The organism is Kitasatospora sp. NPDC057015 (assembly GCF_042673745.1).
Lineage (GTDB): Bacteria > Actinomycetota > Actinomycetes > Streptomycetales > Streptomycetaceae > Kitasatospora.
This window is the reverse complement of the sequence record NZ_JBHUSG010000037.1, coordinates 80124-91915: the sequence shown is the minus strand read 5'-3', so window position 1 is coordinate 91915 and position 11792 is coordinate 80124. Positions and strand designations below refer to the sequence as shown.

General features: G+C 70.0%; 9 protein-coding genes and 1 pseudogene. 7 read left to right on the top strand and 3 right to left on the bottom strand.

Annotated elements, in window-relative coordinates:
- The first annotated feature begins 27 nt into the window (after positions 1 to 27).
- The gene (locus tag ACFTWP_RS28745) at positions 28 to 3129 is read left to right on the top strand and encodes a tetratricopeptide repeat protein (RefSeq protein WP_380267810.1); all 3102 of its coding nucleotides are present in this window, start codon (positions 28 to 30) and stop codon (positions 3127 to 3129) included.
- A 30-nt stretch (positions 3130 to 3159) separates the two neighbouring features.
- Here ACFTWP_RS28745 and ACFTWP_RS28740 read toward each other — a convergent pair whose 3' ends face one another.
- A complete protein-coding gene (locus ACFTWP_RS28740) occupies positions 3160 to 3300 on the bottom strand; it encodes a hypothetical protein (protein ID WP_380267809.1) in 141 nt (46 codons plus the stop codon).
- 607 nt (positions 3301 to 3907) lie between these two features.
- Between ACFTWP_RS28740 and ACFTWP_RS28735 the strand changes: the two genes are divergently transcribed.
- Together ACFTWP_RS28735 and ACFTWP_RS28730 are read left to right on the top strand one after the other, a co-directional pair.
- Complete coding sequence (locus ACFTWP_RS28735) at positions 3908 to 4033, top strand: hypothetical protein (protein ID WP_380267807.1); 126 nt, start codon at positions 3908 to 3910, stop codon at positions 4031 to 4033.
- A 704-nt stretch (positions 4034 to 4737) separates the two neighbouring features.
- A complete protein-coding gene (locus tag ACFTWP_RS28730) occupies positions 4738 to 5295 on the top strand; it encodes a hypothetical protein (RefSeq protein ID WP_380267806.1) in 558 nt (185 codons plus the stop codon).
- A gap of 84 nt (positions 5296 to 5379) precedes the next feature.
- Here ACFTWP_RS28730 and ACFTWP_RS28725 read toward each other — a convergent pair whose 3' ends face one another.
- Positions 5380 to 5850, bottom strand: a complete 471-nt coding sequence (locus tag ACFTWP_RS28725; protein WP_380267805.1) for an Imm21 family immunity protein — start codon at positions 5848 to 5850, stop codon at positions 5380 to 5382.
- 954 nt (positions 5851 to 6804) lie between these two features.
- Here ACFTWP_RS28725 and ACFTWP_RS28720 point away from each other — a divergent pair.
- Both ACFTWP_RS28720 and ACFTWP_RS28715 read left to right on the top strand, forming a co-directional pair.
- Positions 6805 to 7947, top strand: coding sequence for a hypothetical protein (locus tag ACFTWP_RS28720; protein ID WP_380267804.1), 1143 nt, complete (start codon positions 6805 to 6807; stop codon positions 7945 to 7947).
- Positions 7948 to 8230: 283 nt separating this feature from the next.
- A complete protein-coding gene (locus ACFTWP_RS28715) occupies positions 8231 to 8971 on the top strand; it encodes a hypothetical protein (RefSeq protein ID WP_380267803.1) in 741 nt (246 codons plus the stop codon).
- A 63-nt stretch (positions 8972 to 9034) separates the two neighbouring features.
- Here the strand turns inward: ACFTWP_RS28715 and lexA are convergent.
- Positions 9035 to 9484, bottom strand: a pseudogene (gene lexA, locus ACFTWP_RS28710) (transcriptional repressor LexA); the annotation flags it as partial.
- A gap of 518 nt (positions 9485 to 10002) precedes the next feature.
- On the opposite strand from lexA, the gene ACFTWP_RS28705 reads away from it, so the two are divergent.
- Together ACFTWP_RS28705 and ACFTWP_RS28700 are read left to right on the top strand one after the other, a co-directional pair.
- Complete coding sequence (locus tag ACFTWP_RS28705) at positions 10003 to 10743, top strand: hypothetical protein (protein ID WP_380267802.1); 741 nt, start codon at positions 10003 to 10005, stop codon at positions 10741 to 10743.
- Between the two features lie 5 nt (positions 10744 to 10748).
- Positions 10749 to 11792 carry a hypothetical protein gene (locus ACFTWP_RS28700; RefSeq protein ID WP_380267801.1) on the top strand — a complete coding sequence of 348 codons (1044 nt, stop codon included), beginning with the start codon at positions 10749 to 10751 and terminating at the stop codon, positions 11790 to 11792.

Below are 11792 nucleotides of genomic sequence, written 5' to 3'. Positions count from 1 at the left end.
GGCCCTGCCGGGCCGGGGTCGGGGTACGTGATCGCACCGTCCCTGGTGCTCACCTCCGCTCACGTCGCCCCGGCGGTGGGTGCGGCGGTGACGGTGTACCGGCCGGGCCGGCCCGGCACATATGCGGCGCGGACCGTGTGGCGGGGCACCCCGGGCGGCGTAGATGACGCCGCCCTGCTGCTCGTCGACGACACCGCCTGGACGCCGATGGCGGGGGCCGGGGTGCGGTGGGGACGGCTCGTCACCACCCGACCGGGCACCGCGTGCGAGACCTGGGGCATCCCCGACCTCGTACAGCGCAAGGGCCGGGCCACCGACACCCTCCACCCCGCCGGGACTCTCAACCCCGGCGACCGCGACGTCGGCAACCGCTACGTCATGAACATCACCGCCCATCCCCCGGCCGACCGCCAGGACGGGCAATCGCCCTGGGGCGGGATCTCCGGCGGCGCCCTGTTCTGCGGCGACCTGCTCGCCGGTGTGATCGGCTCCGACCCCGCCGGACGCGCCCACGCCGCCCTGGAAGCCGTCCCCGCCTACGTCCTGCACCACGACCCGGCCTTCCGCACCGCCCTGGCCAAGCACGCACCCCACGCCGGGACGGTGCTCGAGGCAGCCGAGTGGCAGCACCTCGCCGAGAACCCCGAGCCGCCGGCCGGCCGGGCCGGCTCCCCCGCCGCACTGCTGCGCGCCCGCCGCCAGGCCGTCCCCTTCCGCGGCCGCACCGACCTCATCGACACCCTGACCGCCTGGTGCCGCCAGCCCGGCTTCGGAGCCCACCTCCTCCACGGCCCCGGCGGCCAGGGCAAGACCCGCTTCGCCGACCACCTCGCCGGCCTCCTCGCCGCCGAGAAGTACGCGGTTCTGTGGTTGCGGGCGAACGCATCCGATAAGGATCTTGAGGTGCTCGCCGGCGCGGCCAAGCCACTACTGGTCGTCGTCGACTACGCCGAAACCCGCACCGAACAGCTCCTAGCCGTACTCGAAGCCGCCGCCCGCCACCCGGGCACCACCGCGTTCAAGGTGCTGCTCCTGGCCCGCACCGCCGGCGACTGGTGGACCGCCCTGCAGGCCGCCACCCCCACCGCCGAGGACCTCCTCGACGGCAGCGAGGACATCCTCCTCGGCCCCCTGGAGCCGGACGCGGGAACCTCCCGCGCCGAGGCCTACCACGAGGCCCTCGACGGATACGCGAGCCACCTCAGCCAGCTCCCGACCTGGCAGAACCACGACTGGACCGCCATCACCGGCCGGCTCCAGACCCGCGAGCTCAAAGCCGGCGCGCTGGCCGGCGCGCTGACCCTCCACATGACCGCCCTCGCCGATCTCCTCGACGCCGCCACCCAGAATCCCCCGGACAGTGGCCCCGGTACGCCGGCACCCGCCGGCGCCCACGGCGTGGAGGACCGGCTGCTCAAGCACGAGAAGCGGTACTGGACCACCACCGCTGCCGCCCGCGAGCTCACTCCGACCCTGACCACGGCGACCCTCACCGACGCCCTCGCCGCGGCATTCCTCCTCGGCGCCGAAAATCGCGCCCAGGCCGACGCGCTGCTGCGGCTCGTGCCTGGCCTCGCCGACCAGAATCACGATCGCCGCACCGCGGTCCGCGCCTGGATCACCGCCCTCTACCCGCCCACCACCAGCGGCCAGGTGTGGGACAGCCTGCAACCAGACCGCCTCACCGAACGCTTCATCGGCCGCCACCTGACCCAGTACCCCGAACTCCCCCATCACCTGGTCACCAACGAGACCAGCGAATCTCAGGCCGCCCAGTGCCTCACCGTCTACACCCGCGCCGCCGGCCACACCGTCTTCAACGGCACCCTCCACCCACACCTCACCGCACTGATCACCACCCACCCTGCCACCCTCGCCCCCGCCGCCATCGACACCGCCACCCGAACCGAACAACCCGAACCGCTGCTGGATGGGCTCCAACAGCTCACCCAAACCCTTGCCCTCGCCGCGTTGGAAGCACTCGCCCACCAACTGCCCCACGCCAGCCACGCCCTCGCCCCCTTTGCCGCCAACCTCACCGAACGCCTCGTAGTCCTCTACCGCCACCAGACCCAAGCCGGGCCCGACGCCTACCGCCCCCACCTCGCCACGAGCCTCAACAACCTCGCCAACCGACTCGGGAACCTCGGACGGCTCGAAGAAGCCCTGGACGCCGCACAGGAAGCCGTCAACGCCTACCGGGAGCTGGACCAGACCCGACCCGACACCTACCGCCCCCACCTCGCCACGAGCCTCGGCAACCTCGCCAATCAGCTCGGGAACCTTGGGCGGTTCGAGGAGGCGCTGGACGCCGGCCAGGAAGCCGCCGATATCCGACGGGAGCTGGCCCAGACCCGCCCTGACACCAACCGCCCCGACCTCGCCACGAGCCTCAACAACCTCGCCATCCAACTCGGGAACCTCGGACGGCTCGAAGAAGCCCTGACCGCCGCACAGGATGCCGTGGCCCTCTACGAGGGACTGGCACTCCTCCGTCCCGACGCCTACCGCCCCGACCTCGCAATGAGCCTCAACAACCTCGCCATCCAACTCGGGAACCTCGGACGGCTCGAAGAAGCCCTGAACGCCGCACAGGAAGCCGCCGACATCCGACGGGAGCTGGCCCGCACCCGCCCCGACACCTACCACCCCGACCTCGCCACGAGCCTCAACAACCTCGCCAACCAGCTCGGGGACCTCGGACGGCCCGAAGAAGCCCTGACCGCCGGCCAGGAAGCCGTGGCCCTCTACGAGAGACTGGCCCACACCCGCCCCGACACCTACCGCCCCCACCTCGCCGCCAGCCTCAACAACCTCGCCAACCAGCTCGGGCACCTCGGACGGCCCGAAGAAGCCCTGCCCGCCGCACAGGAAGCCGCCGACATCCGACGGGAGCTGGCCCGCACCCGCCCCGACACCTACCACCCCGACCTCGCCATGAGCCTCAACAACCTCGCCATCCAGCTCGGGGACCTCGGACGGCTCGAAGAAGCCCTGCCAGCCGCACAGGAAGCCGTAGCTCTCTACGAGGGACTGGCACTCCTCCGTCCCGCTGTACATGAAGCCGATCTGAAAACAGCTTTGACGATCCGCTCACTGTTGCAGAAGGCGATTGAGGGAGGCAGTTGATCCATCCTGCCTCCCTTCAGAGCCCTGTGGTCAGGCGGCGAAGCCGATGTGGGTGACGTAGGAGTAGGCGTCGTAGTCGGAGCCGAGATCGGTGATGACCTCGTCCCAGATGATGTCGAGCATCTGGGCGGCGCCGGGGTCGCTGGGTCCCTTGTGCCAGACGTCGACCATGTCGTCCCAGGCACCGCGGACGTCGATGGCCCAGTGGGAGATGTCGCGGCGGCGGGACTCCAGGACGCCGCTCGGCCGACGGGGTAGATCTCCACCCGGATGCCGGCCCCGTTGTTGTTCGACCGGCGCTTCAGATAGGTGACGACGTTGTGCCGCCGCAGAACCCAGTACGCGGCGTCCAGCATGTCCCGGTTCGCATGGTTCGGCTTCCGCTTCCCCGCGCCCCAGGCCTTCACAGTGCGCGAGGTCGCGGTGAATCCCGCGCAGGCCATCGCCTCATAGCCGGCCTGACTGCGGGTGAGACAGCGCAGAGGCGCATGTACCTCGTCAAGGTGCGGATACCTTGACAGCACCCTCTTCAAGGGATGGGAGTCACACCTTGACGCCCCTCCCGTTGCCCGGTCGTTATGCCGTGGTGCCGGTTCATCAAGGGATCCGTCAAGGAATGCGGTGTCCCCTTCAGTGCAACTGCACCACTTCTGAAGGAGACCCTCGATGGTGGCAACAGCCTCCGTGAAGTCGCGCCGGCCACGGCGGCGCTCGGACGGACAGGACGGCCTGGACTTCGACCCGCATGGCGCTGGCCGTCGTCTACCAGAGCCGGCTCGTGACGTCCCGCCAGCTGTACGACCTTCTCGGCCCGTTCACCACCAGTGCCGGGGAGAGCGAGCAGGAGGACCACACCTTGTGGCTGCAGGAGCGCTGTTTGTGCGGGCCGGGGGTGGGTGGTTGACAGCGTAGGGTTCGACCGGTACGGCGGTGGCGTCGGGCTCACCCGGCAAAGGCTTCGCGGACGCTGTCCGGATAGTCCGGGCATTTTTTTTCGAAGGTCCGGCGGCGTGCGTGTTCCCGACCGTCTGCACCGGCCGGGCCCGGGGAACGGCAGCGGTGCCAGCCGCTGCCGGCTGGCGGTTTGCCGGGTGCGGCCCAGTCGAACCGAAGGCGGCTGTGAGTGACGGCGCATCCACCTGACGGCCCCGCACGGCAGCGAGGCGGGGCCGTCAGGTGGATGCGGTGCCCGCCCGGGCCGGTTGGAGTGACATGCTGGCGATGTAGCGGGCAGTTGGCTGGCAGGGACTCGGCTGTCCTCCCGGTATCGGCAGGCCGCTTGATGCGGGTCGTGGTCGCTGGCGGATGGTCAGTCAGGCGGGACCGCTGTTCTCGACAGGGTGAAGCCGGTAGGACGGCGAGTTCGGGAGCCACTTTGTGATCGCGCGCCGGGTGCGGCTCTCTATGTAGTCGTGATCGGTGGCGAGTTTCAGAGCCACCCCGATCGGGTGGCTTTCGTCCACGTCGGCCTGGCGGCTGCTGTCGAGTGGTGGTTCCTCGGTACCGGCCCCGGTTCCTCTCGGGTCGGTCCCTGTCAGGGCTGGCCGGCGAGGGCCCGGTGTGGAAACTGGGATGCCCCGACCGTGCGCCGCTGCGAGACTGGCCGCCGTGACGCGACCTGAACTGTCCGAACTGGACCACCTGCGAGAGATAGAACGACTCGCCAGAGTGGTCGCGGGTGCCGCCTCGACCGAGGGCTGGCTCTTGTATCAGCCCGAAGCAGACGACGCGACGCCCCTGCAACGGGCGGTGAACGCCCTGGCCCGAAGGCTTCGTCACTACCACTTCCCCGGGGACGGCTGCCTCGACGATGAGGCGGATCGCCCCGATCTGAAACTCGCGGGCGTGGTGATTCTGCGTCCCGGGGCGATGCCGGACGGCATGGAGGAGACCTATGAGGAGGCGTGCGCCCGCCTCGGGGTCGAGGCCCGACCCGAGGGGTGGGCCCTTTGGAACACGTGGGGCGACGGGAACCTGCAGGTGACGATGGTCGTCGCCGCGGTCGACACCACCGAGGGCCTGCTCGCGAACTGGTCGCGGGGCAAGGCCATCTATCCGGTGACGCCAGTGCCTTCCCAGATTGCGCTCATCCACCACGGCTGGGCTGCCCACATGATTTTCTCCCCGTTCGGGGTGAAGAAGCTCGGGCTCGGCGGGCAGCCGTAGAGCAGGACTACCGTCAGGTGGGGGTGGTGAGCACGGTGGGATCCGTCGGCCGCGCCCGGAAGGCGTTCGTGCAACCCGTGATGCTCAGAGTCCGACCAGTCGCTCCAGCATGAACTGTTCATCCGAGGAGGGCTCGATGAACAACGACTGGACCAGATAGCGGCCCTGGGGGATGTGAATCCGGATCGTGTCGGTCTCGGTGACACCTTCGCCATCGTTCAGGCAGTCCATGAGCCGGTAGCTCCCGCCGAGTGAGATCTCGATGGCGTCTTCCCAGCCGTCCGAGCCCATCGCCTGATCCACCGCGTGCTCCAGCCCACTGTCATCCACGGCTGCATACCAGCGGACGAAGGTCATCTGGCGATCGAGGTAGGTCGCCGGAAGCGGCTCCCCGCCCAGGACCAGGACGTCTCCATGGCCGGCCAGGCCGACTCGACCGACGTATGCGCTGCACGCGTCCAGGGCCTCGGTCCCGTCCCAGGCAGCGACACCGGCCTCCGGGCACAAGGCGTAGTAGCCGAAATCCGTCTCGTCGATCCACTTCAACGTGACCATCCGATCCCTGCCACCTGCATTCCTACGAGGCGATCAGGCTACCCGCATGCCCGTCAGCGCGCCCTGGGGGTCGTAGGACTGCCGGTGCCGGCGGCCGAAGGAGTGTGCTGATCCGGGCCTTGAGGGGCGAGGAGCGCCGAGCGGAGCCACTGAGCCGAGGTGAGCGTGCCGTTCACAGGGGCCAATGAACCCAGCGAACGAGGCCGGCTCCCTCCTCGGGTTCGAGCTCGGGATCGGGGATGTCGAGGAGGTGGCCTGCCGGCAGCAGGTGGGCTTGTGGATGGCAGCGGGTTGGGTGGCGAGCGGGCACTGGGCCCAGATGGCTTTGCCGACGGGTAGGGGGTGCCAGCCCCAGCGGTCGCGGGTGACGGTGCGTACGAGGCCCAGCCCAAGACCGCCCACCTCCAGGCCAGGGACGGTGGTGTCGAGCTGTGGTCCCTGCGTGCTGGGGTCGCTGACGACGGCCAGGACGTCGTCGCCGTTCAGCGTGAGGAGAATCCCCATGCGGGTCGGTGCGCCGGGGGTGGTGGCACGCTTGAAGGCGTTGGTGACCGGCTCGGTACCTGGGACCAGGCAGCACCCCACCACGTCCTGATCCTCAACCTCCCGGCCTGACCCGGACGTCAGGAAGCCGTCGGACCGCCGGGGCTGGAAGGCCCGACGGCGTTTCGACCAGGTGCGGGTGTGAGCAGGCCCCGGCCGGGGGGAGCGCGGCGCGTCGGCACTACTCCCGGCGGATCACGTACTCGATTCGGACTACGGTGGCGGCCCCTGCCACCAGCTCCCACAGCTACTCGGCCGACAGCCCGGCCAACGCCACGGTTTCGGACGCGCCCACGATGACCTGGCCGGTGATCGTCGAGATGGGCGGGTCAGGCGGGTCAGGCGGGACCAAGATCACAAGTGGGTCACGGGGTCTTCACCCGGCGCTGCGGTTCCATCAGGCTTCGGCAGGTGATCGAAAGACTCCTGCTCCAGATGGGCCGGCTGCTCCTTGCCGCCGGTGCCCTCGCACTGCTCGTCGCACTCCTCGACGGGCTCCCGGTGTCGACCGCCGTCGGCTGTGCGGTCGGCTTCCTGATCGGCCGGGAACCACTGCCCGACCTCTGGTTCCTGCTCACCCACCGGCTCGGCGGAGTTCGGTTGGCCCTGATCTCGTACGGCCGGGGGCGGAGGCTGTGGCGCGGCACGATCGCCGGAGTGCCTGTCGAAGTGGGCCTGCGGCCGACGAGCGGCCTCTACCTCCCGTGGTGCCTGCTGCCCTCCCGCACACCGCGCCTGCGCCTGTGGCTTGCCTCGACCGGGCAGGCCGTCCTCCACGCCGGGCTGGGGCTCTGGCTGGCGACCTCCTTCACCGGTCCGACCCGGGGCATCGGATTCGGCTTGCTGTTCACGTTCGGACTCCTCGCGCTGACCAGGGGAAAGTCGCTGGTCAGCTCCCTGTGGCCCGTTCTCGTACTGCCCTTTGCGGGGCCCGAGGCCCTGGGCGACGAGGTGTGGACGCCGCACGGTTTCGAAGCCGAACGGCTCCTGCTCCAGGGGCGCATCGGCGAGGCGCGCGGCAGGGTGGAGGAGGCCCCCATCGCACCGCACGAGGCGGGCGTCGCTGCCGTGATAGTCCTGGCCCAGGGCCGGTACCAGGGCGCGGAAGAGCTCGCCAGGGCAGCCCTGGAACATGACTGGAACAACATCAACGCGCACAGCTTCCTCGGACTGGCCATCGTCGGCCAAGTCGACAGCGGGGAGCTCTCCCCCGAACGGGGCGTGGCGCGGCTGGGCCCGGCCCTCGCGGCGTTCGGCCACAACGACCGCGCCATTGTCCGAAGTGTGCTCCCTGCCGCCGACCTCGCCCGTTTCACCGGCGACCACGAGGCCGCCGTCCGCGCCGCCCGCCGTCTGCGGTCCGGCTACCGCGTCTCCCTCTGGATCGCCCTGGCCGAGTGCTCCCTCGCCGCCGCCCTCATCGCGGCCCAACGAGCCGAAGAGGCCCGCAAGGCACTCGCCCGGGCCCGCCGCGAGTACCCGGAGCTAGCGCGGATCGCCGACGTGGAACGCTTGCTGGAGCACGAGCCGCCGCCCGCGACGGCGCCCCGATGACCGTCCCGCCCGCTCACGTCGGCGGACCCGGATCGAGCCGACCCCCGGGCTCGCCCCTGGCGTACGCCTGGCCCCGCGGCCTTCACCGCAGCAGTCGGGCAGGGGCGGGAGGATCTTGCCGAGGACGGTCGTCCGGCCGGCTGGGTAGGGGACGTGGGCGGGCTTGCGGGGCATCGGCCGGGAGTGCAGTCGGCGATTCGGGGCTGGTTCGGCGCGCGGCAGCGAGTTCGCGGACCGCCATCGGGCACATAATTCAGACCCGCTCCCCCTCAGGACCGGTACCTTGCTGATCATGGGCCTGCGGGAAGCGCTGCCCCGCCTCAAGGGACCGGTCAGACCGGCCAAGGGAGTTCGACGAATGCATAGGTACCGGTCGATAGCCCTGCTTGCCGTCCTGGCCGTACTGGGGGTCGGATGCACTACAGCCGGTCCTGCCGCCGAACCGGCCGGCGGGACCGTCACCTCGGCGGGCGACGGAAGTGCCGCACTGACGCCCGAACTGACCGCCAAGCCCGAACTGACCGCCCCGCAGGCCGTCGGTGATGCTCGGAGAATCATCCGAGAGGGCCTCGCGCAGCAGATGGGTGTGCAGTTGGCGTCGCTCTTCGTCGAGCGCTCGCCGACCGCCGTCGCGGCCGGGTTCGACATCAACAAGCCGTTCTACTTCGCCGGGGTCAACCTTCCGCGGCCCTACCCGCAGGACCTGGCGGGACAGGCAGATCTGGCCCTGAAGGCGGCACCGTTGGCCAACACGTCCAACACGACGCTCACCCTCGCCCCCACCCCCGCCCAGGGCTATCCAACGCAGGACACAGCGGTGGTGCTGCACTGCACGGTGGCGACGTTGCGCGGATCGGCCTCCTCGCATGACATCCCGGTGTGCGCCTGGGCGGACAGCTGGACGATCGGCGTCGTACTGGCCTTCAGCACGAAGATCGAAACGGGGCAGGGAGCGGCCGACCTGCACGAGGCGGCGGATCTCACCATCGCCACTCGCACCGCTGCAACGCAGCCGAGCGCCTGACCCAACTGCCTTCGTCCGGAGGGGGCGAACCCGCCGCGGCCCGCTCCACAGGCGGCGCAGGAGGGAGACGACCTTGCCGAGGATGGTCGCCTGGCCAGTACGGATCGGGGCGTAGACGGGGTTTCGGGGCATCAGCCAGGTGTAGCCGTCGGCGATCCGCAGGTCCTTGAGGGTGACCTCACCGTCGAGGAGGGCGGCGACGATGTCCCCGTGCGGGGCGGTGTCCCGGCGGCGGATCGTCACCCAGTCGCCGGGCAGGATGGACGCCCCGATCATCGAGTCCCCGCGCACCTGAAGGATGAACAGCTCCCCCTCACCGACCAGGCGCCGGGGCAGGGTGGAGACGTCCTCGACCTCCTGCCCGGCGACGATCGGGGCGCCGGCCGCGATCCGCCCGAGTACGGACAGGTCCACGGACGCGGAGCGGCCCTTGGAGCCGCCCTGCGGAAGGGTGTTCCAGCGGCCGTGCCGGATGCGGTAGGCGCCGGGGGGGGTGTGCGGGTCGCGGACCAGGTGGCCGCGGGGGAGGTCGGCGACCTGAAGGACGCCGACGACGCGGATCCACGGGTGCGGGAAGCCGTCGTACAGGCCGTCAGTGTTCGGGCCAGCCGGGGCGCGGCCCCAGTGGTCCTGGCCGCAGGTGGGGACTTGGTCGGACCGGTGGACCAGGCCAGGTCCCAGGCATCGAAGCCCTCGGTCGTGAGCCGCTCGCGGGCGGTGCGGGACATGCGGTGCTGGTGGCGCAGCACGTCCTCGGGCACCCGCCGTTCGGCCGGCCTCGCCCGGTTCCGCTCGATGCAGAGCGGCGGTTCTCGGGTGATCGGCGATCCTGAGGCGGACTCCCAGTCGGGTTCTCGCAGCTCAGTGGCAATGACTGAGCAAGGTAGGCAGTACAACAGGTGTGGCGCAAGGAACAGCGGCTGGCTTCGCCCGTCCGTGGTCGCCAGCAACGTCAGCGGGACGGCTCCCGGCGACGGCAGCCGGTCAGGAATTCGCATGTCCTCTGGGTGAGGCCGTGCGAGCATCGGCGGGTGATCGACGATGAGGAGCTGTTTGCCGCCGACCTGATCGGGCGGCGACTGCTGAAGGTGACCACGGCTTGGCACCACCATGCTGACGACGACTTGTCGCTGGTGCACCTGTGGCTGCACCTGGAGGGGCTGGGCCCGGTGCTGGTCCACACGCCCTCGACCGGCGTATTTCTGCGAGCCGATCAGCCGCACGGTCCGTACTCGATGGAGGGGCACGGAAGCGTCTCCGTGACCGACGATTCGCCGGATGTTCCGATGACCCGGTTTGTCGGACAGACGATCCGCTCGGTTCGCCAGATCGACTACAACGACGGTCATTGCGGTTTCACGGCCGGCCTCACGCTCCGGTTCCCCAGCGGCAGTATCCGCCTCCTCGGTCTCGTGGACGACCTCCTCATCGCCCACGACCAGCATCTGGGCGCTGTCGAGGCTCACCTACACGAGGACGTGACCATCGCGCAAGTCATGCAGACCTCCTGGGGCTGCCCGTCACAGTGGGATGCCCGGACGACCACGGGCCAGTGCCTGTACCTGTGGTACCGGCGCGGCGAGGGGACTGTCGAGCAGCACCCGAGCGAGGACGTCGACACCTGGGACGGCGAGGAGTCGACGCTCTGGACCAGCCGGGACGACGGCACCGACGGCGGCTGGATCGAAATCGCCGATTTCCTCGCCATGGCTGGTCTGCTGCCGGCCCCGGACGCCGAGGTCCACACACCGCCGATCGACCCGAAGGCCTGAGAACGATGGTTACGAACCCCAGCCGCGATTACGCGATCACCGCGATGTACTCCGTGGCTGACGACGCCTGGTACCTGGAACTGGACCTCGTCCGGGAACAACGAGCCGTGGTGACCGCGGTCATCCCCGACGAGGATCCGGCACGCGAGCCGACGGTGTGCTTCGATCCCCAAGGACGGCACCTGGACATCCCGTACGAGGTCATGCGCTGGTTCATGGACCAGGTCGCGGATGAGATCCGGACGTCGCGCGCCTGGATGCGGCTGCGGCCCGAACTGGTGAGGGTCATCCACCGCTTGCGCCAGGATTATCTGGGCGCCATCGACGACGCCGACCTTCCCGACGTCCTCGCGGAGCTGCGCGTCGCCGTCCCCGAGACCGATCTCCCCACCGTTCTCGCGGCCGCATTCGGGCTGCATCCCGATGGCACCTCCATGGATGGCACGCAGGCGTTCCAGCTCGTCGTCGCGGGGGCGGTGGGAAGTGATCACTGTCCCACCGCCCCCGCGCCGAGGTCAGTGGCTCGTGTTGAGCCGACTGATCAGCCGGCGGTTGGCGGCTCGGGCGGCCTGGAGTTCTTCGCTGCGCTCTTCCAGTTGACCGGTGAGATCGACCGCTTGCTGTTCAACGGCGGTGATGCGGCGCTTGAGCTGGTCGATGTCATCGGGTCCACCGAGTCCGGAGTCTCTCCGCGCCTGCTCGCCGAGGAGTTCGGAGAGCTTGCCCTCCAGAGTCCGGATCCTTGCAGCGAGACGGCCGGCGCGTTCTTGAGCGTTGGCCAGGTCTGCCTGGAGCGAGGCGCGGGTGACGAGGGGGCCGGTGCTGTCGGCCCTCACGGGAGACTCACCCGAGCAAACCAGCCTGCCCGGCCACCACCCCACACATCAGGGCTCCAGCAGCCGGCGCAGCGAGGGCGGTCCAGGCGGTCCACCACCCCGGCGGCCAGGAGCGGCCAGACCTCCCCCCGGGCGCACGGGCACCCGGGGGCCGGACGACCCAGGACATCAGGTACCAGGACCGCCGGCCGGGAGCAGAGGGGCAGACTGTAG